Source organism: Paenibacillus sp. NPDC055715 (assembly GCF_053617595.1).
Genome location: NZ_JBSHGA010000007.1, coordinates 61,494 through 83,944, shown reverse-complemented (window position 1 = coordinate 83,944; position 22,451 = coordinate 61,494). Strand labels below are relative to the sequence as shown.

The window sequence follows — 22,451 nt, the reverse complement described above, 5'->3', positions numbered from 1 at the left end:
TGCAAAACAAAAGTAACATATATAAGGAGTCATTTGTATATTATTTGAATAAAGTGTAAATTTATGCTAAGGGACCGCGATACCATATTTATCCTTCCGTTGATGAATTTTTTTCGTTCCAGGCGTATATTGCTATATTTATTAAAATAAGGATCATATGCCTCAGAGGGGGGATACGTTGAATGACGCGGCAATGAAAAGAAATTTAGATATTTTTTGGGGGGTTGTCATCCTAGCGGAAATAAGAAAGCGATTAGATCTCAACAAGAACACAGAAATGGATTTTTTCATAACTGAAAGCTTCAAAAAATCTTATGTATGTATCTATTGTGCAAATGACCTCAAAGGTAACCCGATCTCAGAAAATCAACTACCTTCTACATCAGAAGATATTCAATATTTATCTGATACACAAATGGTCAAGCTCCTGCTAAGCCTCATGAAACAATATCCCGGTGCTTCCATGAAAACCTATGCGCAGCTATTGAAGATTTCACCAACTTATGTATCTCTCCTTAAAAGTAAGACGAAGTGTTACAATAAATAGGCGAGCGACCTCATCACAAGTTTCTTGCCCCATCGGTTATATTTAAGGAATCGGATTTTTTTCTCTTACATAAAAATGGTGGTTATATTGATTTATGAGTTCATCCAGGATCATAGATTGTCTTAGTACACTGGCGTGGCTCATAATTATTCCCATTTCCCTGATATAGGAAAGAGGTGATAATTACTGTCAATAATACATCAATAAGGTCAAAGCCAATTTACTCTTCATGTCCGTCCACCTGGCTTCTTTTGTCTCAGATGATGCATTCTCTTTAAAAGACTCAAATAGTCTCACATGTTCTATATAAGTTGAACTAAAAAAGCTAGCAATCAGAACTGGACGCAGTTGAGGACTGTAAGGCGGCAGAAACACGAATCCAAGCCGATTTTTTTGTTCGTCCAAAAAAGGTTGTAGCAGCTTCGCATGATAAATTCGGGCGTTATCTAATACGATGACGATATTCCCCTCAGGATATACCTCAAGAACTTTCTGAAGACATGCTAAAAAGGTCTCGGCGGTATATTGTTCGTCTTCTTGCCAAACGATCTGCCCTGTCGCATAGTCTACCGTAGCCAGCAACTTGACACCACGGTGCTTGCCCGTCGTTTGGATGATTCGCTGTTTGCCTCGGAGAAACCAGGTTTTCTGAATCGCTTGGTAGTCTCGAATCATCGATTCATCTTCAAACAGCAGATGATCGATTTCGTCATTCAACAATCTTTTTTTAAATCGGGAAACGTCGTTTCGGTAAACGGGCGTTGCTTCTCAGGATCTGCCGCTGCGAAGGTATAGGTCGGTTTGGTATAGCTGAGTCCTAAGTGCTCCATCACTTTGGAGATGCCACGAAGCGAGTAGCGGTGGCCCCATTCTCGCTCCACATACGTGGCGATGAGCTCAAGGGTCCAGTTGTAGCTGGCCGTGAAGCCGACCTCGTGGGGCACCGAATAGGCCACCGTTTGTTTCAACCGATCCTGCTGTTCCTTCGTCAACCGAGAGGGGGCACCCGGAGAGTGCTTGAGCTGCAAGGCAGCCAGCCCGCCGTTTTTGTACGTATGAATGTAATGGCTCACGGTCATGCGATTTCGATTCAGAATGTCAGCGATCACCGTCATGGATGTACCTTTCAAATGCAAATAGATGGCTTGATAACGTTCATACATTCGGCGTTCTTTAGCTTGTTTCATTACTTCTACTACTTTTTCCAGTTCATTCTGCTTATCCATGACGTTCCCCACTTGTCCGATTTTTGATCTGTTTCATATTCGACAAATGGTTCATTTTCCCTGCAACGTTTGCTATGAACTTTAATTCAATCTATATAGTACTATTTCACCTGCCTTTTTTCAAAGTACAATTTGGGGTTCGCCTTACTAACTTCTTTTATCAAAATATACATTCTAGGATATAATTTATAAAAAACTGAGATTGATTCAAACTAAAAATTAACGGAGTAATTTTATGCAATTCGACGAGCACCTTTCTACTTAACGAAGATGAATATGCTATAATTACAAAACAGGGGGTGATTCAAATACTGAGTCTCATTATAATTTGGGTCTTAATTTTTATGCTATTAATTATTTCTTCATATCTTTTATACAGGAAAAATCCTAATAGAAAGCTTATGTACCTACCTCCAGCACTTCTCCTTTCTATAAGTATTCTTACATTTGTTTTTAGTTTTGTGGTAGGGAAATTTGAAGGAATGGGATTAGGTGCTTTAAGTATTGGTACAAGTCTACCTAGCCTACTAGCCTTTATAGTCCCCGTGATGTTAGACTACTTTGTAAACAAAAAAGAAATCTAAGAAATAATATTTCTTAACAGCCAAATCGAAGAAGAAAGCTGATAGGAACACAACCTATAATAATCCCTCAATGATTGTATAGTAAGAAGCATTTTATGTCTTATAAAAATCGGAGATCCGCTACCGACTACTCCCTGATTTATTATCAACTATTTATTCGATTTAATACATTTTTATCCTTAACAAGCTCCTAGGCCAAAATAAGCTCTAATAGCATCTGCCGCTATAGATCCATCATCATAGGAATTTACACATCTAATCAAAATTGTATCACACTGACAACGTCTTCCTGCTCCATTATCGGCATTAGTATAGCACCGATCATGTATAACACAGCAGCGATCCGTTAGATTAATAGGTTCACCGCCTCATGAGCCAAGCCATAACCGCAGTTACCACCACAATGTTGATAGCCTCCTGGTAAACAACCATTTCCCGTCCACCACGCTTGGGCTTTCATACTTCCTTCCGTTTCTAACTCGTTGTTGGCTGTATCATCAGTCAAATCATCTTCTGAAACAGAGATAACGGACTCACTATAGTCCTCCAAAACTGTAGTTACAGAAACTTGATTATTCAATACTTCAAGATGCTTAAGTTGGCTTTTACCGTCTTATGAGGTAACTATTGCTTTTGCAAACAGATACTTGTACTGCTCATCGTCAGTTAATGAATACTTAATAAAGAACTTACTATCTTGATCCATAAGAATTACAAATTGCAATCCGACACTCTTTTCAAATGAATCCAAGTCCGCACGATATACTCTCTTAACTACAAGTTCGTTTTGATTAGCGGGAAAAATTTTGTTCAATTCCTCCACAATTAATTTGAAATCTTGAGTCGATTCTACCTTCTCGATAAAGCTATTACGATGTGAACCAACGACTTCTCTAGCATTTAAAATTTTGTACATATTATAATCTCCTTCTTTTTTTGTTTTTTCTTACACTTATTAAAGAGATACAGAGGAGCAAAAATACAACCTCTCAGAAATTTTTTAAAATTTACGAGAAGCTTTGCCTGTAATTATTAAGAAAATAGCGTTTATTACACTCAGTTCCACAATAAAAAAGTGTCGAGAATTTGGCTTTATTTTCTCGACACTTTTATAAAATTTATTTTCCCTCATTATTTTTAATAAAGTCCCAAAATCCAGGGACTGATTCTACGTCATATCTATATACTGCCTCAATTATCTTCATATTAACTTCTTGTCTTAAGTCAACACGATCTTGATAACTATATAGATTGCTAATGTTTACACCATTAGGGTCTAGCACAATCAAATGGTAGAATACCATTTCTGGAAATAATAATACCATCTTCTGGAATGTTCTTGTATAGACTTCAATGATTCACTTTATATAAACATAATCATTTTTTGAATTTCACGAGTTCATTTAATATTACGGCGGTGGGTAGCGCAGCGATCGTAAGATCAAATGGAACGCAGAGCGGCCTTAGCCATACAATATTTCATCTGAATGTAAAAGGGGATGATTATGTTGGCTACCTTCTCGGCCGCCCTTCAAGTGAAAAAGCGGCTGGCCAAGCGAGTCTTAAAAATGTCCGGTGTCCACGGCATCGGCGTAGGGTACAGGGACCCAGCCCAACCCAAAAGGGGAGCCGCTGTCATTGTGTACACAGATCGGCTGGCCACGGCTTCTACCGGACTCTTGTCGGCCACAGCCATAAGCAAGAAAACGAACGTTCCTGTCCGGATTGTGAAAACCGGAAAGATCAAAGCCCATGCCACGGACTATCAGGTACGCATACGCCCGGTCATCGCCGGCTACAGTGTCGGGACGATAGAAGGCTCCGGTACCACCGGACTGATCGTTGCGTCCACTGGAGAGCCGGCTACCCGCTATCTTTTCAGCAATAACCATGTACTCAATCCTTCTAATACAGATAACCGGGAGGCCACGATTCAGCCAGGCGGAGCCGATGGGGGGGGAGCTACCCGAGATCGTATAGGGCGGTTGTATCGTTATATACGTCTGAACCCAAAGGGAACCAATTTCATTGATGCGGCTCTTTCCTTGCCAACTCGCAACAGCTCGCTTAGTCCGCGTTACGCTACGATAGGCGTTGTTCCGGGCCATGTGACCGCTTATCGTGTGGGAGAAAAGTTCAAAAAAGTAGGGCGGACGACTGGGCGGGTGACGGGTACGGTGGAGTCTGTCTATACCGATCTGAAAATCAATTACGGCGGAAGCTTGGGGCTGCTGACCTTCGAGGATCAGACTGTTATTAGAGGTACTACTCCTGTATCGCTGCCCGGGGATTCCGGCTCTGTCTGGCTCAGACAGTCGGATAATTATGCGGCTGCGGTCAATTTTGCAGGCACGGCAGATGGTCGTCTGTCCATTGCTTTCCCGGTGCAGTGGTTCATGCAGGCGTTTAACACACGGGTAGCCCGCCCTGTCGGGGCAGGCAGGGTGCGCAGAGTAGATACAAGATCATCCCCGCGCTCTTATACAAGACAGCTCACCAGTGAGGAATTGGCACGCTTAAAGCCAAGAACAACGCGGATTAGACGGAGCTAATGCCCTACAGATGGAAAAGCTGCCGCTAATCATCCCGATGAAGCGGTCGCTTTAAAAGCTTCCATAGGAAGGCTCGCTTTGGAGACATCATCCGTCTGCGCAGTGACAGCATAGATAACTTTTAATTCTAGCTTATATAGCAAGAATGATTCACGATACAAATCATTCACGGCAGGAATCATTCACAAGTTAAAAAGTTAATGGCATAAAATAATGACATCCGTTTAATCTGCCCCTTCAGCCTACGAACTGGATATCATTTCCTGGTCTACAACAGCGCTTACCAAGGACAAGCTGCGAATCTCCTGAGCTGTCAGCGCTCTGTTGTAGATGAACAGCTCATCTACTACCACATCAAGCAAGGAGCTAAAGGTGTTTGTTAACAAAATCATTACCTACGAAGAATAAGAGATATCTGATTGTAGAAAGCTTAGGAGTCGCGCTGGCTAGCGCGGCTTTTTTCATTTTACAGGTACATGTATAAAGCCATTGTTACTGCGTCTCATCATCATATAAACTGGACATATGCCGGAATACGCACTCAGAAGGTGGAGATAGCTATGGAAATTAAGATAGAGTTGCCGAAAATTCCTTCAGACTTATCTGTATTAACCGATGAAATGTACTCCTTGCGATCCAAGGATGAGTTTAGCACGGGGTATGTAGAGGATATGACCATGGATTATGTGGAAGCTGCTAGGGTTTCATTTGAGAAGATGGTTTTTAAAAATGTTACGATTATGGAATCGTCATTGCCAGAGAGTGAATGGACAGATGTGATTTTCGATAAATGCGACCTATCCAATATTAACTTTTCCGGTTCCTTTATTCACCGGGTAGAGTTCAGAAATTGCAAGCTGCTCGGAACAGACTTCTCCAGAAGCAGACTCCAAAATGTTCGTTTTCTGGATTGCTTAGGGGATTATTCGATGTTTCGATTTTCTAATTTCAAGCAGGTTGGTTTTGAGGATTGTTCATTAATCAGTTCCGACCTTTATCATTTGACGCTACAAAAAGTCTTTTTTACCCGTTGCAATATGGATCAGGCCCTGCTGTCGGGGTCCAAGCTCAAGGGGATGGATCTGAGCGATTGCGAATTCGATGGACTACAGGTGGAAATCGAAGACCTGAACGGGTGCATGATCTCCCCGCATCAAGCTTCGTCTTTTGTGGGGTTGTTAGGACTAATCATTAAATAAGGGGGTTCATTATGTTTCAGTATCAGGAGCAGCAGTATGAGGACATTGATTATAGCGCGAAGGATTTAAGGGAGGGTGAACTGATTCGTTGTACCTTTGAACGTTGTACGTTTACGAACGGTTCGTTGGAGGAAATCATGACCAGCGAATGTCGTTTTATCGAATGTGATTTCCAAGGGGCGTTGTTGAACGGTTCCATTCATACTGAATCGGCTTTTATAAATTGTAACTTTATTGAAGCCAACCTGTTCGTCTCCAAATTCAGCCATTGTAAAATGACGGGCTCGGACTTTTCAAAAGCAAAAATAGACGGCATTACGCTCGTTCAGGGGGATTGGTCTTATACCAATTTGCGGCAGGCCCGGCTGGAAAAGCAGGATTTGAGAGGAGTACGCTTTTATGAAGCGGATCTCTCGGATGCCAATCTACAGAAGGCAGACCTCAGAGATTGCGACCTGACCAGAGCTATTTTAGCTCATGCCAAGCTACAGGGAGCCGATTTACGTGGTGCTAATATGGATGGAGTCGATTTTAAAGCATTTGTTGTCAAAGCTGCACGGATGGATCGAGACCAAGCTCTAGCATTCTTGCGCTCGTATGGTGCGAAGGTCGATTGAAACGGGTTACTTGCTGCTGCATTGCAATTGTATACACAGGTGACCAGAAATTTCGTGTGAAAAATGTCATTGAGCCTACCCCTGTTCTATAGCAAAATTACAATGTTAAATAAACCCATTAATTAACTTTTAATGGGTTGGTTTTCATTTCCGGCACGAATCACGGAATTGCCAGGATACGTGTTCAAGTGCAGGGCAGGAGGTGTGGATCAAGTTGAAACAGTTACTTTTAGGTAATGAGGCTATTGCATTAGGGGCTTTACAGGCAGGCGTTCATCTGGTGACAGGATACCCGGGAACTCCTTCCACCGAAGTATTGGAGACGATTGCGGTTCATAAAAGCAGGGCCGTGTACGTGGAATGGTCTGTAAACGAAAAGGTAGCGCTGGAGGTTGCCGCTGGAGCGTCCTATACAGGTGCGCGTTCTCTGGTTACTATGAAGCAGGTCGGGCTTAATGTAGCGTCTGATCCGTTGCTGTCCCTTAGCTATATCGGTGTTAAAGGAGGGATGGTCATTCTCGTAGGAGATGATCCGGGTCCTTTTTCCTCTCAAACCGAACAAGACACTCGTCACTTTGCACGCTTTGCTAATTTACCTGTTTTAGATCCCAGTTCCCCCCAAGAAGCTTATGAAATGGTTCAGTATGCTTTTGAACTGTCTGAGCTGGTAAAGCTTCCTGTATTGCTCCGTCCGACAACCCGAATTTGTCATTCGAGTAGTACCATTGATGTTACAGAAGAACCACGGAGCGTTCATGAAATCGAAGGGTTCATCAAAAGTCCGAAATGGGTCATCTTCCCAAGCCTTTCTTACAGAAAGCATATTCAACTGGAGCAGCTTCAGGTGGAGCTGTCACGTATGTTTTCAGAATCCGGGTTGAATCGCATCACGGGCAGCGGAACAAAGGGAATTGTGGCATCCGGAATTGCTTACACCTATGTGCAGGAAATCGTCAGCACCGAACATTTGGATGTGAAAATATTGAAGATAGGTACGCCCTATCCTTTTCCTGCTGAAATGGCAGCCTCTTTTCTCACGGGAGTGGATCAGGCTCTGATTGTTGAAGAACTGGACCCTGTTATTGAGGAAAGTCTGATAGAGGTATGCTATTACCATGATTTAGATATCAAAATTATAGGCAAGAAAACAGCGCATTTCCCTTATGCAGGTGAGTATACGTATGAAATGGTTAGAAAGCAGTTGCTATCCTTCCTGGATATCCAGGAGGACGGTAAAGAGAATGAATTGGAAATGGCAGCTGGGCTTCCGTTACCGATACGTACACCCACCTTATGCTGTGGCTGTCCTCACCGAGCTTCCTTTTATGCGGTGAAAAAGGCATTGCGCAAACAAAAGGTAATTTTCACAGGCGATATCGGGTGCTATACGTTGGGCAATGCCAAGCCGCTTGAAATGGTGGATACCTGTTTATGTATGGGGGCTGGTGTAACGATGGCTCAAGGGTTAAAAAGAGTGCAGCCTGACACCAAGCTGATTGCATTTATTGGAGACTCGACCTTTTTTCACTCCGGAATTACGGGGATGATTAACGCTGTCTATAACCAGTCAGATATAACGATTGCTATTTTGGATAACCGTACCACCGCTATGACGGGCAAACAGCCGCATCCTGGGAATGGTCGCAACTTAATGGAATCTGGAGCACGTCCCGTGGATATCTATGGCTTGGTTCAGGCATGTGGTGTTCAGAATGTTCATAAGGTGGACCCTTTTGATTTGGAAAAATCAATTCATACTGTGCGTGAAGCGGTACAATTTGTAGGTCCTTCGGTGGTTATTTTTGAATCACCGTGTGTGTCCCGAGATACGTTTGGAGTTCCGCAGACTGTAACAGAAGACTGTATTTCCTGTAAAACATGCGTCAACGATTTGGGTTGTCCTGCCATTACCTTATCCCAAATGAAAGTTGAAATTGATCCGGTTCAATGCACGGGCTGTACGCTGTGTACTCAAATATGCCCGGTTGAAGCGATTGGAAGTGTGACATGAATTCAAAAGCGAACCCTAATATAATGATTGCGGGTGTTGGTGGTCAGGGTATTATTTTTGCTTCCAAATTGGTGGCCCGAACGGCAATGAATGCCGGGTATCATGTACAGACGGCTGAAACTATTGGAATGGCTCAGCGGGGAGGCATGGTTGTCAGTCATATCAGGATAAACGAGAAGAGCGTTAGTCCTATTATTCCGTTAGGAAAGGTGGATGCGCTCATTGGTTTTGAATTGTTTGAATTGGCTAGAAATTTGCCCCGGTTATCCGCGACGGGTAGATGTATAGGCAACAGCGAGGGAATGCTTTCGTCTCAAATAGAACCGGTTCCCAAGAGTTTGGGAGGTAATGTAGGCGCTGCACAGGTGGTGGAACATATTCGGCGAATCAGTCCGGGTTCTCTGTTGCTCCCGTGCCAAACATTATTACAAAAGCTCAAGCTAAGTCCCAGGTTGAATGTATTTATGCTGGGTTTAGCAGCACAGCAGGGTATTTTCCCATTTGATGAAGAGGCGTTGGAGCATACGATGCGAGAATGTATGCCTAAGCATGTTCTGGAGCAAAATCTGAGAGCGTTGCATGAAGGAGGTAAAGCGAGTATATAAAAAAAGCTGAATTACCTGCTCGCCCACGGTCTAATGGGTTAATGATATCTTAAAGGGAGATGTCCTTACAATTTCAAAAACTTCATTTCTTCTGTATTAGGACTTTTGAAGGACAGGCATATATCATCCTCAAGCCCATTGTTCTTACTGCAAAGGAAACCTTATAATACGATAGATTTATGGAGTAAGGGGGCAAGACCGTGATGAGAGCGGGAGTCAGAAGTCGGGAAAGTAGACAGTTATTACTGGAGGCAGGGGCTGAAGAGTTCGCTCAGACGGGTTTTTATCAGACAAAGGTAAGTTCAATTGCGGCACGTGCGGGATTGACGCAGCCTGATTTTTATAATCATTTTGAGAGTAAGGAGCAGATGTATGAGGAGCTTGTCGAGAGCTTCCGTGTGTTGATGATTGAGACGGTCCGATGCATGAAGGGGGAACCGCATCAAAGCCAAGCTGAAATTATGAGCCGGGGACAAGTGTTTATGGAATCCATTTTTCGTATGTTATCCAATAATCCGGCGATAACCCGTGTCGGATTTTACCAGGCGGCGGACTCGGTGCGTATCAAGGCAGAAATGGCAGGTCATATTAAAAAGCATCTGCTTGCGGCACAGCGACAGGGCTCTTGCCGTGAGGAATTAGATCCAGAGGTGACGGCGGAATGCGTCGTTGGCTTGATTGAACGGTTGACGTTAACCAAATTACTGACTGGACGTGAATGTCCATCCGTGCTTGCCAAGCAGACACGAAGCCTGCTGTATCAAGGCATGCTATTGAATGAAGGATAACGGAACCCAAGCGAAAAGACCTACATTTGGGCGGGAGGCGCGGCATCTGTACCTATCATGGTTGGCAACATACGCATAAGATGCTTTTGTAAACCATGAAGGGAGGAATCAGCATGTCTGGATTAGGCGCTGGTTATGGAGCTTTCACATCTACAGGAGCGATTCTGGTACTTTTCATTTTGCTCGTTATTATCTCTAAAGCATTCGTTATCTAACTCGTTGTTAACAATCTGAATTGAATTCAGGCGATTTGTTTGTAATCAACGAAGAGAGGAGGAATTTGAGATGGGTGAAGTAGAAAGAGGTTATGGCGGTGGCTGCTGCGGCATGTTTACTTCCACTGGTGTTATTCTGGTTCTCTTCATTTTGCTGGTAATCATTACTCGTATTTGTTTCATCTAAATTCTATATTCATGGGCTTGAGCGCTGGTGCTTTAGGCCTATGACCATGCAAGCCGGAATAGGAACCGTCTCCAATAGGGACGGTTTCTTTTGTTTCTCCAAAGTAATAAAATACAGTATGCAGAGAACCACTGGATATGAAGTGACCCCATAAAGTTAGACAGATTATATCATTAGGCAACTTGTTGGACATGAGTTCGGTACTGTACCGGACTCATGCCTTTTAGTTTTTCCTTAATTGGCTTGTTATTGTAATAATCGATGTATATTGATAACTCTTGTTTAAAATGTTGTTTGTAATCTGAAGGAGTTCTTGTATCAAAATTCGGGTATCAGCTGTGTTGGACATATGCTCCTGTGAGGAGACGTTATCAAACAAAGTAAATTCATGTTGGCGTATTCTCCTGTTTCGGTACTACAATCGCCAGCCGATCCGATAGATTTCCTTTCGGTAACCTCGATCATAAATGATTGACTGCCCTTAATACGACTCCCCCTCTGTTATACATTTCTACTAATATAGGAGTTTTTAAGACAGTGTTTACAACAATAATAGGAACGTTTGTTCCTGTTTATTTTATTATATTTGGTTGTAGAACCATAGCATCATCTTCCTTATGTTGTAGAACAATGAAAATAGGAGGATGTAGAATATGGAAGCTACAGATATTGTTTCGCTTGTTACAAATGTCGGTTTTCCGGTTACACTTTGCTTTATTCTGATCCGTTACGTCTTACAGACTATTGGTGAGAAATTGGATCGCCTAGATCAATCACTGTCACAACTAACGCAAGTGATTCAATCTATCACGACAAATAAAGCGAAAAATGAGGAATGAAGGCCCTGCCTTCACCGATCATGCCAGGACGCTCTCTTCCCGGTTTAGGCGCTCTCGTTATCGCCTGGAGTAACCCCGCTACATCAGCCCGTTCGGTCTTTTACCTGCCTTTCCCTTTGGTTCTTCTACTTTGACCTCGCTGCGCAGCTCCAGCGTGTTCCAACCGCCTGTAGCTCTCTCCTTTCCACCAATTCGGAATCCCAGGAACGCCCCTCGCGCTTACATATTTACCTTAACAAACCCGGTTGTAAATTGGCCAAGTATTTTACCTATATAAGTGAAAGGGAAAGCGGCAACCGCCATTGCTAGGGAATAGCAATCTTCGGTTGATTCCTCCGATTTCTCTTAAACAAAACAAGCAAATCGGCAAGTCTCGGTTTACGCTAATAAATAGGAGGAATCATTCATGTCTTGTTCTCAACCAAATTTAACCCCTGTTGCGTTGTCGGCCATTCCGTCTCCGGTTCTTTCTAGCGGATATTCTCCCATTTCGGGGCAACGCTTGTATGTCTGCGATAACCCGGAACCATTGGGTTCCAGCACCTTCACAACCCCAATCATTACCTTATGGCAAGATAGCGTCCCTAGCACGACTTCTGTCCGATACCGGGTGTTCATGTGGCATCACAATGACACTGGACATGCAATCAAATATGGATTGACTGTTGGGAACGGCGGAGCCAGCCCCATCAAAGTAAGCTCCATCAAGTACGAAACAACGGTGACTTCCAACAACGGAGATATTCTAACGAATGCCGGACTTTGCCTGGCGAAAGCGCTCCTGGGACAAACCCTGACCGCAGGCAATACAAGCGTAACCGTTCCAGCCAATTCAGTAAGAACTGTTAAGGAGTTCACGTTGGACGTAGGACAAGTCCGCGGCCTGGTTATGGAGTTCACGCTTTCGAGTTCTTCAGCTATGGCAGCAAAAATTCGTACAGTGGCAGCAGAAAGCACATCGGCCATGCTTAACACCCATCAAGGGCCTGTTATCGGGAGCCTACTGAAGCATCCACGGGGAACATGGAACTATGCCAATGTTCAAGGAAGCAACGCCACGCTGACCCTAGGAAGCAGCGGAACATCCAATAGCGTAGCGATCCTTGATGATCCGGCCGTTTTCCCTGGTACACTGGCAAACCAAGCATCGTTCGGTGGTATTTACAAGTTCAACTTGAACCTTCGGAATACTTCGGGTAGCACGCAGACGGTGAATCTGTACTTGAATCCACGCGGTGGCCTGTTCGCGGGTGCTATTAAAGTAGGCAATAATGCCGTCAATGGTATTGCTAAAACAAAACCGACGACAGAAGCGGTAAAAATCGCCTTCTTCTCCCTAGCTAACGGACAATCTGTGAATGTGCCGATTCAAGTAACTACAGCAGGCGGCAGTTCTACCCCAATCGCCTTCTTTGCACGTAAAGCCTAACCCAGGCTTACGCCCTCCCAAAAAAACAATTCCTACAGTTTCTTTGTAGGAATTGTTTTTTTTTGATTTCTATTCCATTTACCCCTATTATTGAGTTAAATTGAAACCTATTTGGTTAAATTTCCGTCTATCTTTATATCATACAACTTGGAGGCGAATGAAATATGAAACGTGTTATCAAAGTCGGGCTGGCTGGTATCCTTCTTACTTCCGTATTTAGCGCAGGTGCTTACGCTGCAACTATAGCTCCTAAAGTCTTTGTACATGGGCACAGCGTCGAATCCGGCGCTGCACCTAAAATCATCAACGGATCAGTTTATGTACCACTTCGTGCGATATCGGATGGCCTAGGAGCAGATATTCAGTGGGACAACAAAAGCAAATCGGTTTATGTCAATTCTGATCCCAATTTCGAGCGTGAAGTCAGCAGTGTATCGTATGTCAATAACCGTAATCTAGCGTTTCAATGGATTATGGCCTATGATGAGCGACGGAAGGAAGATGTAACTGCCTTAAACGCACCGAATTTCAAGACCGATCTTTATCAGGAAAGTTTCCCTGCCGGAACGTATAATATGGGTTCCATTGTAGAAATGCAGCCTGTTGACCGAACTGAAAACAGCTTAACTGTACGTATTGTGCAACGAGTCACCGCAGAAGATAATTACAAAGTCAAAGTAGAAAAATGGAAATTCACTTTTGAGGGAACTCATAAAATTAAGTCCGTGATGATCGTGCCGAAGTCAGCTCAATATTTGGACCGCTACACCTTGTTCCCAGGAACAAGTTTTGGGAAGTAATAATCTAGTTTTGTATGGCTCTTAGACTCTGCATGGAGAGTACAGCTCTAAGGGGGAATTTTCTAGTGAAGTGACCCCGTAAAGTTAGACAGATTATATCATTAGGCAACTTGTTGGGCATGAGTTCGGTACTGTACCGGACTCATGCCTTTTAGTTTTTCCTTAATTGGCTTGTTATTGTAATAATCGATGTATATTGATAACTCTTGTTTAAAATGTGCGATACTTTGGAATTCCATTACATACAGAAACTCAGATTTCATGATGCCGAACAAGTTCTTGATGACGGCATTGTCGTAGCAGTTACCTTTACGGGACATACTTTGCTTGAGACCCCGTTCTTTGAGGGTATGACGATACTTCTTCATGCGTACCAGGCTTTTTAAGCCTAGTACCTTCATCAATCGTTGCACCTTTTTATGATGAACACGATGACTGCGATTGACTAACTCATCTCGAATACGGCGATAACCGTAACGCCCCTGATGCTCCTCGTAAATCGCTTGAATCATGTCTTTTAACTCAGAGTCTTTGTCTGGCATATCCAATGTATTCACCCAGCAGTAATACGTGCTACGTGGAATATCTGCGAGCTGTAGGAGTGCTTTCACCGAAAATTCGTTCCTTAGTTCATAGACGACTTGCGCTTTGTCTTGTTTGGTGATTTTTCCTTGTTTTGAACTAAGGCATTCAACTTTTTTAAATAAGCGTTCTCCATACGCAAACGTTCTACCTCTTTTTGTAAAGCCTTCACAGCCCCCTCTACAGGCCTTGTATAGACGTTCCATATTTTTTTCATATGATTAAGTGCGTCTAGTTTATCCTGTTCAGAATACGATGTATAGCGCTTTTTAAAGACCTCTTTACCATGGTGCTCATATGTCTAATCCAATTTAATAGGACAGTATGATGGAGTCCTATCGATTTCGCAATCGATTCCATGCTTTCCGATCCATTTTGATAACGCATAACTGCTTGTAATTTTTCGCCCGGACTAAACTTAGCCATAGAAAAACTGCACCTCCAATGTTAGATGGTGTCTAACAATTGGGGTGCAGTTCAATACAGGTTATTCGCCTGAACATCATCCAGTGGTTCTTTATGCCCAGTGTGTAATTCTCGCCATGGACGTCCAAGGGTTTTGTCGGTTAGCTATGATGCTGCGTATCACGGTTTAAAAGCAACTGTACGTGAATGGAATTTGTGATGTATACCTATGTAGCGTAGCAAGCTGTAGTTATAGCATTTTTTTGAGTTGGGATATACGGGCTTGGGAAACCTCAAGTATCTTTGCATATTCGTGCTGTGCTGCACTGGGGTGCTTTTGCATCAATTCTTTTAGGCTTTCGATCATCTGTTGCGTCGATCGACGTAGACGTTTGGATTGCTTCAATGGCCTTTCCCTGTTGGAGAAAATCGATTTGGACGGCCTCGTGATAGGGGTGGAATTTGTACCATTCTTCAAATCATGAATACATTCCCCACAAACAAAGCTGTCTCTGAAATAAGTCAATTGCTCCGTCGAACCACACATTTTACACGTCACCCCGGTATATTTTCGTAAGGCGAGAATACCCGTTTCCTCATCAGCAAAAATCTCAACAGGATCACCCATCTTGTAATCCATTGAAATACGCATCTCTTTGGGAATGACGATACGACCTAACGCATCTAAGGGACGTGTCATACCTGTACTTTTCAAATGATAACCTCCTTTATTTTATATTTTTATAATACTAAACAAAGAGGAGAAAAAAGAATAGGCTTAGAGGAGCAATCGCATATATAAAGTAAACTGTTGAAAAGTATATAAAAAAACTCCATAAGCTGGTATTATGAGTTTTAGATGAACATTACCCGACTTGGACAAGCTGGATTATATCCGGAATTGCTCTGGGCTGTATGAGTTGCGGTGATCCCGAGCGCGGCGTGTATAAGTGGACGTTAAATGAAGAACAAAGCCGTCCCTTTATCAAAAAGGCTGTAAAGAATATGAAAAGGGATGAACAGGAAGCCCATAAAGTGGTCTGCTGCTCATCCCTTTTGTGCGTAAACAGGTTTACATGCTGCTGTGTGTCGTTCCCATGCCTTGCTGACTGCTGTTTCCGTAGTGCTGCCCGCTACCACTGTTTACATAATGTTGTCCGTTCGTTCCCATATGCTGCGGCAAGCTGTGATTCATGTGGCTTCCTGTACCATAGGAGGAGGGTTGCATACTGCGGGAGGCGTAGTTATCGCCAAATCCGGGCTGAGTCATTTGACTGCTGGAGCGGATGGAATTTTCCAACTGACTACATAATTGAATAACTTGCTGGCATTGCTGCACAGCTTGTTGGTGGTGCTGGATTGCGGTTTGGATCATTTGAGCCGCATTGCGTTCGCGTTGCACCAAATTCTCAAGACTGGATGCATTTTGTTGCTCCTGTTGCAGCAATTGCTGATACATCGTTGTCCCTTGCTGTGTTTGTTGAACCAGTTGCTGCATAATTTGTTCACATTGACGAAGCTGCTGTTGTGGAGACATGTTATTGTTGTACATTGTTATCAATCTCCTTCACCGGATGGTTTTGGGTTCCAAACCCTCATATATTGTGGCGAAGGAAGACGGTAATTATACGCGGATTTTGGTTACAGACTAGCTACCAGAATAGCCGTAAATTCCTCCAGGAATACACGATCTTCGTGGTCAAAGCGGGCTTTTAGCGGGCTGCCAATGTCCAGCACTCCCCGCAGTTCCCCGTTCTTGATGAGGGGGATGACGATTTCGCTGTTGGAAGCCGCGTCACAGGTGATATGTCCCGGGAACGCATGGACATCTTCTACGACAAGGGTCCGTCGCTCCACTGCGGCTGTACCGCATACACCGCGTCCCAGCGGAATCCTTATACACGCGGGCTGGCCCTGAAATGGACCGAGTACAAGCTCAGTTCCATCATAGAGATAAAATCCACTCCAGTTAATATCCGGCAGAAAATGACCAAGCAACGCAGAAGCGTTCGCCAGGTTTGCAATGGTATTGGGTTCATCATGAATGAGTGCCCGGAGTTGTCCGAGAACCGATTCAAATTGTTCGTGACGTGTGCCTTCGTAAGGGATAGCTTGAAACATGTAGAGTCCACGCTCCTATAAGTGATTTTTCACCATTATACGTTGTATGTATCAGCAGAAAAAGGTAATTCTGCAAGCTGCTCTTACCAATGGTTAATTAATTTAATTTTAACGATTGTATATATTCAGTCAAGAGAAAAATACATGTTAACCTTTCGCTACTCTCCGTACTCTAATCTGTGTATAACATCATTCAGGAAAAGAACAGGAGTTGTCTGACGCAGGAAAGCTTTCTGACACCGCATGACGATTTGTTCAGCATTACTGGAGCAGGGTGTTTGCGTTTGTTGGAGGGGTATGCTTAAATGTAGCGTATATTTATTGTCACTTTGATACTGGAAGGATGATTGAGCATGTGCGCATATGCATGTAAGGGGCATATACCACCGCTGGAAAGCCCGCGTCTTCGGCTCCGAAAGATGGAAACCGGGGATGCTGCTACGATGTTTGCCTGCTGGTCTGATCCGGAGGTTCACCGTTATATGAACCTTACGGGGATGTCCGGGCGTGAGGATGCGGTGGATATGATCGAGTTGTTAAATGAGCTGGCGAAGACGGAGGATGCGTTGCGCTGGGGCATAGAGCTGAAGGAGGACGGGAAGCTGATCGGCAGCTGTGGCTTTAATTATTGGCAGACCGAGGGAGCCTATAAAGCCGAAATCGGCTACGAGTTGGCTAAGCCCTATTGGAGAAAGGGCTATATGTCGGAGGCGCTGCGGCTGGTGCTGTCTTTCGGGTATGACACAATTCGGCTGAATCGGATGGAAGCGTTGGTGGACCCGCGAAATACGGGATCGCAAGCCCTGTTGTCCTCTATGGGCTGGACGCAGGAAGGGCTGTTACGGCAAGTGCAGCATACGTCTACAGGCTTTAAGGATATGCTGATGTACTCCTTGCTGCATGGAGAATGGCTCAGACTGGAGGCGAAGCGAAGTGCTGTTTCAGTATAACGGAGGTTCGTCGCTGCTGCACAGGCTAGGGCCATTAAGTAAGCTGATTCTGGTGGGATGCTTTAGCCTGCTGTCAATGGCATGGGATTCAATACTGCATGAAGCTGCACTGTTGGTTGTACTGATCGTTGCGGCTTGGTTTGGGGCAGGCTTAACGTTGGCACGCCAGCTTCGGGCCATGTCATTTCTGATTGGTCTGGGTATTCCGTATTTTATATTGTCCATTCTGGCGATTCGGGAAGGACATATCGTGGGGGCCTGGGGGCCGATTTGGATTACAGCGGAAGGGCTGGATATCGCAGGGGCGTTGACGCTGCGTATTTTTGTGCTGTTTTTGGCCTCGTATATTTATCTGTCGACAACTGATCCCAGAGATTTTGTACAGGCTTTAAATCTGCGTTTGCGTGTTCCTTATCGATTTGCGTTCGGTATTTCGGTGGCGCTGACGTTTCTCCCCTTATTGGAAGAGGAAGGACGTACTATAATGGCGGCACGGCGTGTGCGTGGACAGGAACCGCCGCGAGGGCTGCGGAACCGGCTATCATGGTGGGGCGGGTACGCGGCTGCTGTGTTGGTGAATGCCGTGAGGCGAGTTCAGCAGACAGCGCTGGCAATGGAGGGCAAAGGCTTTGGTGCTTATGCAGACCGGACTTATCTTCGCACGCTGGATAGTCGTCGTTCCGGCTATGTATGTGCTGTGGTTGCTGTATTAGGTACTGCTGTTTTATGGTGGAGCTTATAAGGAGCATCCTCTTTTTTCGATCTTATTGTCAACCATATGAATAAATTATGGTTGACAATAAGGGTGTGTGTGAATACATTTAAAAAGTAATAATTTATATTTGGAGAGGAGATAGGGAATTACATATGAAGGAATCCCGTATTTTTGCAAGGTTTACGACGCTGGATATCGTACTTATGGCGATGCTGGCAACGTTGAATGGAGTCATGACCGTTTATTTGTCGATGATTAACAAAACATTAAACAGTCTGGGGGGGCCTATCGCTACTTCTTCCATTGTTGGACTGTACATGATATATGGTTTGCTGGCCTACTATATTATTCGTAAGCCGGGTACAGCGGTTATTGCTTATTCATTTGGTGCAGTGGTGCAGTCCTTTATAGGCTCTGCTTACGGATTTGTTGCTATCATCGCGGCGGCTGTCTGTTATATGATCGTTGCTGAGCTGGTATTTGCCTTGTTGCGATATCGACACTGGAATGCGGTCTCGCTGATGCTGGTGGGTGGAGCTATGGTTCCGTTGTGGTTTATCATGGCAGCCAATATGTTTGGCTACATGCATTGGGGCTGGAAGGTGCTGACGATCACACTGCTCGTGCGTATCCTGAGCGGTATTGTGCTGTGCGGTCTGCTCACGAAAGCGTTGGGCGATGCCTTGAATCGTACGGGGCTGTTGAAACGGTTTGAGCTGGGGCGCGCTTCACGTGCATAGCACTTGTCATGGGCGAGGCTGTATTCTTCAAGAACAGGGATAGAGGGTATTTCGGTTATGAATGAACATAGCGATTATGGTTCTGGATGTAAAATAGCCATTTCCATGAAGGATTTCGGCTATCGGTATGATGATCAGGTGGAACCCGCGTTACATGGCTTGATGCTGGACATTGCAGTGGGCGAGCATGTTGCGATTGTCGGGGCCAGCGGAAGTGGAAAGTCTACGCTGTGCCAGCTTCTCCATGGAGGATTGTCCCGTTCCGGTGAAGGGGAACGGACTGGGGAGCTGACCGTGTACGGGTTGGACCCGGACACGGCTGACCTGGCGGCTGTCGCCTCTACCATCGGTGTTGTGCTTCAAGACCCGGATGCCCAACTGGTGCAGGGAATCGTCGAAGACGAGATTGCCTTCGGACCGGAGAACCTGCGCGTGCCTCCGGCGGAAATAGCGCAGCGCCTGACGGCTGCGCTAGAGGCCGTCGGCCTTGCCCCCGAGCGCGACTCCTTCGTGCGTCGCCTCTCGGGCGGACAGCGCCAACGCACCGCTATCGCTGCGGTGCTGGCGCTGGAAGCGCCGCTCGTCGTGTTCGACGACGCAGCGGCGCAGCTGGACCCGCCGGCCCAAAGCGACTTCGCCCTGCTATGCCGGCGGCTCCATGCCGCAGGCCGGACGGTGGTCACCGTGTCCGGCCGTATGGACGATGCCGCGCGGGCAGCGCAGCGCGTCATCGTGTTGGAGGGCGGGGCCGTGCAACTGGAAGGCCCGCCTGAAAAGCTGCTGCGCGAGCATGGCGCGCAGCTGGCCGCCTTGGGGCTGCTGCCCTCTCCCGTAGGGAGGGGAGGCGTGCCCCAAGGGCCGGGGGCGAAGCCCGGCCTGCCGTTGTTGGAGGTGAAGGAGCTGGCCTTCACCTATCCCGGCAGTGGCCGGGCAGCACTGGCAGGCGTGAGCCTTGCCCTTGCGCCCGGCGAACGAGCCGTGCTGCTAGGCGAGAACGGCTCCGGCAAAACAACGCTCGGCAAGCTGCTGATGGGCCTCCTGCCTGCACCCAAGGGGTGCATGTGGTGGGAGGGTCAGGATATGGCGAAGCTGCCGATCCATCAATTGGCCGCCGGGATCGGCTACGTGTTCCAGCAACCGGAGCATCAGTTCGCGGCTATGACGGTGTGGGACGAATGCTTGTACAGCGTCCGCGTCAAGCTTGGATTACGGGCTGGAGAGCCGATTCCTGCTGCGTATGAGGAACGGGCGCAGCGTTTGCTGACAGCCGCCCGGCTGGATCACAGGCTGGATTCCTCTCCGTACCTGCTGAGTGGCGGTGAAAAAAGGCTCTTAAGCGTAGCTGCGCAATTCATTCTGCCCAAAAAGCTTTACATTTTGGATGAGCCTACTGCCGGAACGGATTATGAAGGAGCGAACATCCTGCTTCGCATGTGCGCTGAACAAGCGGACCAGGGAGCAGCCTTCCTGATCATCACCCACGATATGCAGTTCGCTGAGAGCTTTTCCAGCCATATTCTGTTCATGGAAAAGGGGCAGATCAAAGAAGCGGAGAGTGCCCGGGATTTATCATACGATTACAGTTGACAAAATTTAAGGATATGCAGACAATAATATATATACATCGTACAAAACAGGCGGCCTATATAGGCCGCCTGTTTACGATTATGCAGTGCAGGTAATACCAATCCTGTGCAGTCGAATTGTACAGGTGCAACGCAGTTTACACAAGGAAAGGATTTGTGATTTGCTTGGGAAAAGATAAACCCATGAAGCGCGGGCTCGTGCTGACCGGTGTTCTGTTGGCCACCTTTCTGGCCGCGATTGAGGGAACCGTCATCGGTCCTGCCGGACCGACTATTGTTAGTGAACTGGGCAGCGTGAATTTGCTCAGCTGGATTTTTACGGCCTATTTGCTGACGATGGCTGTAACTACACCTATTTTCGGCAAGCTTAGCGATTTATTTGGCCGCAAACCAATTTTTCTGATCGGCTGTTCATTGTTCATACTTGGTTCTTTGCTTTGTATGCTGGCTGGTAGCATGGAGCAGCTTATTTTGTACCGGGCTATTCAAGGGATTGGAGCGGGCGGTGTGATTCCCGTTACCTTTACCATTATCGGAGATATATACAAATTGGAGGAACGCGGCAAAGTTCAGGGAATGATCAGCTCGGTATGGGGGATTTCTTCCCTGATCGGGCCTTTGCTGGGTGGTTACGTGGCCACTTATTTTGGCTGGGAATGGATTTTCGGTTTTAACGTTCCTTTTGGACTGCTGGCGATGTTCTTCATCGCCCGTTACCTGCGGGAGCAGGTAGCCAAGCGCACCGCGCGCATAGACGTGCCGGGAGCCGTTGCCTTTACCATTGGAATGACAGCCCTTTTGCTCGTATTGGCACTGGGCGGACAGTATATCGGCTGGGCTTCTCCTGAATTGCTGGCCTTGGCCGCCGTAGCTATTTTATTCCTGATTCTGTTTTTGATTATCGAAAAACGCGCTCAGGAACCGATGGTGCCGCTAAAGCTGTTTCGGATACGGGATATCGCGTTTTCCTGTGCCGCAGCACTGCTGGTCAGTTCTCTGCTGATCGGGCTGACCAGCTACCTGCCGCTTTGGATTCAAGGCGTACATGGTGGAGATGCCGCTTCATCCGGTCTGGCACTGGCGCCGATGTCAGTAGGATGGCTGTTCGGCTCCATGATCGGTGGACGCATTTTGCTGACTTTGGGTTCGCGTCGAACCTCATTAGTCGGGCTGACCCTGATTGGATTGGGTGCCTTCGTGATGACCTTGATGGGCCAAACGGCGCCGATCTGGCTGCTGTTCTTGTCCACATTATTGTATGGATTGGGCTTTGGCTTCTCCATGACCGTGTTTACGATGGTTGCCCAGTCTTCGGTCGGGTTCCAGTTGCGTGGTGCATCTACAGCATTGAATACGTTCCTGCGCACACTGGGGCAAACCATTGGTGTCGCAGCCTTCGGTTCATGGCTGAATGATCGCATTGCTGCCCAGACAGCAGACGGACAGCTTACACAGCAGGGGGTTACGCAGGAGGATATTAACGGTCTGCTTGCACCTCATGCCTCACAAAGTTTGAGTGACAAGACTGCCGGCTTGCTTCGTTCTGTGTTGGAAAACAGTCTGCATTCTCTGTTCATCATCATGTTCGTTATTGCAGTCATTAGCTGGTTTGTCGTCCTCGGACTTCGGAACCGTCCACCGGGTACGGAGGAAGAAGCAAGTAAGCCTACAAAGGCCGCACAGGGAGGAACTGCATAGGAATAGAGGAATCGTAGATCGTTTCCTTGTTACATGTAGCGCTTGCCAACAGAAT

Annotated in this window: 24 protein-coding genes and 4 pseudogenes; 17 read left to right on the top strand and 11 right to left on the bottom strand. The window is 45.9% G+C overall.

Translation table 11 applies throughout. From position 1 onward, the window contains the following. The first annotated feature begins 178 nt into the window (after window positions 1-178). Window positions 179-547 (top strand): hypothetical protein, encoded by a 369-nt coding sequence (locus ACWGOO_RS13540; RefSeq protein ID WP_452484164.1) that lies wholly within the window; start codon window positions 179-181, stop codon window positions 545-547. Between the two features lie 42 nt (window positions 548-589). Here ACWGOO_RS13540 and ACWGOO_RS13535 read toward each other — a convergent pair. From ACWGOO_RS13535 to ACWGOO_RS13525, 3 genes and pseudogenes are all read right to left on the bottom strand, one after another. Then, a pseudogene (locus ACWGOO_RS13535) lies at window positions 590-688 on the bottom strand (Spo0E family sporulation regulatory protein-aspartic acid phosphatase); the annotation flags it as partial. 48 nt (window positions 689-736) lie between these two features. Further along, a complete protein-coding gene (locus tag ACWGOO_RS13530) occupies window positions 737-1,264 on the bottom strand; it encodes an IS630 family transposase (RefSeq protein WP_452484162.1) in 528 nt (175 codons plus the stop codon). Further along, the gene (locus tag ACWGOO_RS13525) at window positions 1,261-1,773 is read right to left on the bottom strand and encodes a helix-turn-helix domain-containing protein (protein ID WP_452484160.1); all 513 of its coding nucleotides are present in this window, start codon (window positions 1,771-1,773) and stop codon (window positions 1,261-1,263) included. Before ACWGOO_RS13525 ends, ACWGOO_RS13530 begins: the two co-directional genes overlap by 4 nt. Window positions 1,774-2,072: 299 nt before the next feature. On the opposite strand from ACWGOO_RS13525, the gene ACWGOO_RS13520 reads away from it, so the two are divergent. Beyond that, window positions 2,073-2,357 (top strand): YesK family protein, encoded by a 285-nt coding sequence (locus ACWGOO_RS13520; RefSeq protein WP_452484158.1) that lies wholly within the window; start codon window positions 2,073-2,075, stop codon window positions 2,355-2,357. Window positions 2,358-2,703: 346 nt separating this feature from the next. Here the strand turns inward: ACWGOO_RS13520 and ACWGOO_RS13515 are convergent, their stop codons facing one another. Further along, window positions 2,704-2,937 (bottom strand): hypothetical protein, encoded by a 234-nt coding sequence (locus ACWGOO_RS13515; RefSeq protein ID WP_452484156.1) that lies wholly within the window; start codon window positions 2,935-2,937, stop codon window positions 2,704-2,706. A gap of 33 nt (window positions 2,938-2,970) precedes the next feature. Continuing rightward, window positions 2,971-3,273, bottom strand: coding sequence for a hypothetical protein (locus ACWGOO_RS13510; RefSeq protein WP_452484154.1), 303 nt, complete (start codon window positions 3,271-3,273; stop codon window positions 2,971-2,973). A gap of 589 nt (window positions 3,274-3,862) precedes the next feature. On the opposite strand from ACWGOO_RS13510, the gene ACWGOO_RS13505 reads away from it, so the two are divergent. Further along, window positions 3,863-4,909, top strand: coding sequence for a hypothetical protein (locus ACWGOO_RS13505; RefSeq protein ID WP_452484152.1), 1,047 nt, complete (start codon window positions 3,863-3,865; stop codon window positions 4,907-4,909). Window positions 4,910-5,151: 242 nt separating this feature from the next. Here the strand turns inward: ACWGOO_RS13505 and ACWGOO_RS13500 are convergent, their stop codons facing one another. Continuing rightward, window positions 5,152-5,301: a hypothetical protein gene (locus ACWGOO_RS13500; RefSeq protein ID WP_452484150.1), complete on the bottom strand. Its 150-nt coding sequence runs from the start codon at window positions 5,299-5,301 to the stop codon at window positions 5,152-5,154. Window positions 5,302-5,469: 168 nt separating this feature from the next. Here ACWGOO_RS13500 and ACWGOO_RS13495 point away from each other — a divergent pair, with 168 nt between their 5' ends. The 6 genes from ACWGOO_RS13495 (at window position 5,470) to ACWGOO_RS13470 (ending at window position 10,344) form a co-directional block, all read left to right on the top strand. Then, window positions 5,470-6,108: a pentapeptide repeat-containing protein gene (locus ACWGOO_RS13495; RefSeq protein WP_452484148.1), complete on the top strand. Its 639-nt coding sequence runs from the start codon at window positions 5,470-5,472 to the stop codon at window positions 6,106-6,108. 11 nt (window positions 6,109-6,119) lie between these two features. Further along, on the top strand, window positions 6,120-6,725 hold the full coding sequence (locus ACWGOO_RS13490) for a pentapeptide repeat-containing protein (RefSeq protein ID WP_452484146.1): 606 nt from the start codon (window positions 6,120-6,122) through the stop codon (window positions 6,723-6,725). A gap of 214 nt (window positions 6,726-6,939) precedes the next feature. Continuing rightward, a complete protein-coding gene (iorA, locus tag ACWGOO_RS13485) occupies window positions 6,940-8,736 on the top strand; it encodes an indolepyruvate ferredoxin oxidoreductase subunit alpha (protein ID WP_452484145.1) in 1,797 nt (598 codons plus the stop codon). After that, a complete protein-coding gene (locus tag ACWGOO_RS13480; RefSeq protein ID WP_452484143.1) occupies window positions 8,733-9,341 on the top strand; it encodes an indolepyruvate oxidoreductase subunit beta in 609 nt (202 codons plus the stop codon). The genes iorA and ACWGOO_RS13480 overlap by 4 nt, the downstream gene beginning before the upstream one ends. A 203-nt stretch (window positions 9,342-9,544) precedes the next feature. Next, window positions 9,545-10,129 carry a TetR family transcriptional regulator gene (locus tag ACWGOO_RS13475; protein WP_452484498.1) on the top strand — a complete coding sequence of 195 codons (585 nt, stop codon included), beginning with the start codon at window positions 9,545-9,547 and terminating at the stop codon, window positions 10,127-10,129. 113 nt (window positions 10,130-10,242) lie between these two features. Continuing rightward, window positions 10,243-10,344: a YjcZ family sporulation protein gene (locus ACWGOO_RS13470; RefSeq protein WP_452484141.1), complete on the top strand. Its 102-nt coding sequence runs from the start codon at window positions 10,243-10,245 to the stop codon at window positions 10,342-10,344. Between the two features lie 360 nt (window positions 10,345-10,704). On the opposite strand, the pseudogene ACWGOO_RS13465 reads toward ACWGOO_RS13470, so the two are convergent. Further along, window positions 10,705-10,821, bottom strand: a pseudogene (locus ACWGOO_RS13465) (IS3 family transposase); the annotation flags it as partial. 363 nt (window positions 10,822-11,184) lie between these two features. On the opposite strand from ACWGOO_RS13465, the gene ACWGOO_RS13460 reads away from it, so the two are divergent. The 3 genes from ACWGOO_RS13460 (at window position 11,185) to ACWGOO_RS13450 (ending at window position 13,599) form a co-directional block, all read left to right on the top strand. After that, the gene (locus tag ACWGOO_RS13460) at window positions 11,185-11,370 is read left to right on the top strand and encodes a hypothetical protein (RefSeq protein WP_452484139.1); all 186 of its coding nucleotides are present in this window, start codon (window positions 11,185-11,187) and stop codon (window positions 11,368-11,370) included. Window positions 11,371-11,776: 406 nt separating this feature from the next. Continuing rightward, complete coding sequence (locus tag ACWGOO_RS13455; RefSeq protein WP_452484137.1) at window positions 11,777-12,799, top strand: hypothetical protein; 1,023 nt, start codon at window positions 11,777-11,779, stop codon at window positions 12,797-12,799. Window positions 12,800-12,963: 164 nt separating this feature from the next. Beyond that, window positions 12,964-13,599, top strand: a complete 636-nt coding sequence (locus ACWGOO_RS13450; protein ID WP_452484135.1) for a stalk domain-containing protein — start codon at window positions 12,964-12,966, stop codon at window positions 13,597-13,599. A 101-nt stretch (window positions 13,600-13,700) separates the two neighbouring features. Here ACWGOO_RS13450 and ACWGOO_RS13445 read toward each other — a convergent pair. The 4 genes and pseudogenes from ACWGOO_RS13445 to ACWGOO_RS13430 all read right to left on the bottom strand — a co-directional run bounded on the left by ACWGOO_RS13445 (window position 13,701) and on the right by ACWGOO_RS13430 (window position 16,707). Further along, a pseudogene (locus ACWGOO_RS13445) lies at window positions 13,701-14,607 on the bottom strand (IS3 family transposase). Between the two features lie 229 nt (window positions 14,608-14,836). After that, entirely contained in the window at window positions 14,837-15,301 is a 465-nt protein-coding gene (locus ACWGOO_RS13440) for an AbrB/MazE/SpoVT family DNA-binding domain-containing protein (protein ID WP_452484134.1), read from the bottom strand. A gap of 357 nt (window positions 15,302-15,658) precedes the next feature. After that, on the bottom strand, window positions 15,659-16,138 hold the full coding sequence (locus ACWGOO_RS13435) for a hypothetical protein (protein WP_452484132.1): 480 nt from the start codon (window positions 16,136-16,138) through the stop codon (window positions 15,659-15,661). An 89-nt stretch (window positions 16,139-16,227) separates the two neighbouring features. Further along, the gene (locus ACWGOO_RS13430; RefSeq protein WP_452484130.1) at window positions 16,228-16,707 is read right to left on the bottom strand and encodes a GAF domain-containing protein; all 480 of its coding nucleotides are present in this window, start codon (window positions 16,705-16,707) and stop codon (window positions 16,228-16,230) included. Between the two features lie 353 nt (window positions 16,708-17,060). Between ACWGOO_RS13430 and ACWGOO_RS13425 the strand changes: the two genes are divergently transcribed. The 5 genes and pseudogenes from ACWGOO_RS13425 to ACWGOO_RS13405 all read left to right on the top strand — a co-directional run bounded on the left by ACWGOO_RS13425 (window position 17,061) and on the right by ACWGOO_RS13405 (window position 22,396). After that, window positions 17,061-17,657: a GNAT family N-acetyltransferase gene (locus ACWGOO_RS13425; RefSeq protein ID WP_452484128.1), complete on the top strand. Its 597-nt coding sequence runs from the start codon at window positions 17,061-17,063 to the stop codon at window positions 17,655-17,657. Further along, window positions 17,641-18,399, top strand: coding sequence for an energy-coupling factor transporter transmembrane component T family protein (locus ACWGOO_RS13420; protein WP_452484496.1), 759 nt, complete (start codon window positions 17,641-17,643; stop codon window positions 18,397-18,399). Before ACWGOO_RS13425 ends, ACWGOO_RS13420 begins: the two co-directional genes overlap by 17 nt. Window positions 18,400-18,524: 125 nt before the next feature. Continuing rightward, entirely contained in the window at window positions 18,525-19,112 is a 588-nt protein-coding gene (locus tag ACWGOO_RS13415; protein ID WP_452484126.1) for an ECF transporter S component, read from the top strand. Between the two features lie 57 nt (window positions 19,113-19,169). Beyond that, window positions 19,170-20,709 (top strand): annotated as a pseudogene (locus ACWGOO_RS13410) (ABC transporter ATP-binding protein). Between the two features lie 172 nt (window positions 20,710-20,881). After that, a complete protein-coding gene (locus tag ACWGOO_RS13405; RefSeq protein WP_452484124.1) occupies window positions 20,882-22,396 on the top strand; it encodes an MDR family MFS transporter in 1,515 nt (504 codons plus the stop codon). Window positions 22,397-22,451: the final 55 nt, after the last annotated feature.

Bases quoted from the DNA above. Each gene is read 5' to 3' on its own strand.
- ACWGOO_RS13525 (WP_452484160.1), bottom strand. From the start codon at position 1,773: ATGGATAAGCAGAATGAACTGGAAAAAGTAGTAGAAGTAATGAAACAA.
- ACWGOO_RS13510 (WP_452484154.1), bottom strand. From the start codon at position 3,273: ATGTACAAAATTTTAAATGCTAGAGAAGTCGTTGGTTCACATCGTAAT.
- ACWGOO_RS13505 (WP_452484152.1), top strand. From the start codon at position 3,863: ATGTTGGCTACCTTCTCGGCCGCCCTTCAAGTGAAAAAGCGGCTGGCC.
- ACWGOO_RS13500 (WP_452484150.1), bottom strand. From the start codon at position 5,301: ATGATTTTGTTAACAAACACCTTTAGCTCCTTGCTTGATGTGGTAGTA.
- ACWGOO_RS13495 (WP_452484148.1), top strand. From the start codon at position 5,470: ATGGAAATTAAGATAGAGTTGCCGAAAATTCCTTCAGACTTATCTGTA.
- ACWGOO_RS13490 (WP_452484146.1), top strand. From the start codon at position 6,120: ATGTTTCAGTATCAGGAGCAGCAGTATGAGGACATTGATTATAGCGCG.
- ACWGOO_RS13480 (WP_452484143.1), top strand. From the start codon at position 8,733: ATGAATTCAAAAGCGAACCCTAATATAATGATTGCGGGTGTTGGTGGT.
- ACWGOO_RS13475 (WP_452484498.1), top strand. From the start codon at position 9,545: ATGAGAGCGGGAGTCAGAAGTCGGGAAAGTAGACAGTTATTACTGGAG.
- ACWGOO_RS13470 (WP_452484141.1), top strand. From the start codon at position 10,243: ATGTCTGGATTAGGCGCTGGTTATGGAGCTTTCACATCTACAGGAGCG.
- ACWGOO_RS13460 (WP_452484139.1), top strand. From the start codon at position 11,185: ATGGAAGCTACAGATATTGTTTCGCTTGTTACAAATGTCGGTTTTCCG.
- ACWGOO_RS13455 (WP_452484137.1), top strand. From the start codon at position 11,777: ATGTCTTGTTCTCAACCAAATTTAACCCCTGTTGCGTTGTCGGCCATT.
- ACWGOO_RS13450 (WP_452484135.1), top strand. From the start codon at position 12,964: ATGAAACGTGTTATCAAAGTCGGGCTGGCTGGTATCCTTCTTACTTCC.
- ACWGOO_RS13435 (WP_452484132.1), bottom strand. From the start codon at position 16,138: ATGTACAACAATAACATGTCTCCACAACAGCAGCTTCGTCAATGTGAA.
- ACWGOO_RS13430 (WP_452484130.1), bottom strand. From the start codon at position 16,707: ATGTTTCAAGCTATCCCTTACGAAGGCACACGTCACGAACAATTTGAA.
- ACWGOO_RS13425 (WP_452484128.1), top strand. From the start codon at position 17,061: ATGTGCGCATATGCATGTAAGGGGCATATACCACCGCTGGAAAGCCCG.
- ACWGOO_RS13415 (WP_452484126.1), top strand. From the start codon at position 18,525: ATGAAGGAATCCCGTATTTTTGCAAGGTTTACGACGCTGGATATCGTA.
- ACWGOO_RS13405 (WP_452484124.1), top strand. From the start codon at position 20,882: ATGAAGCGCGGGCTCGTGCTGACCGGTGTTCTGTTGGCCACCTTTCTG.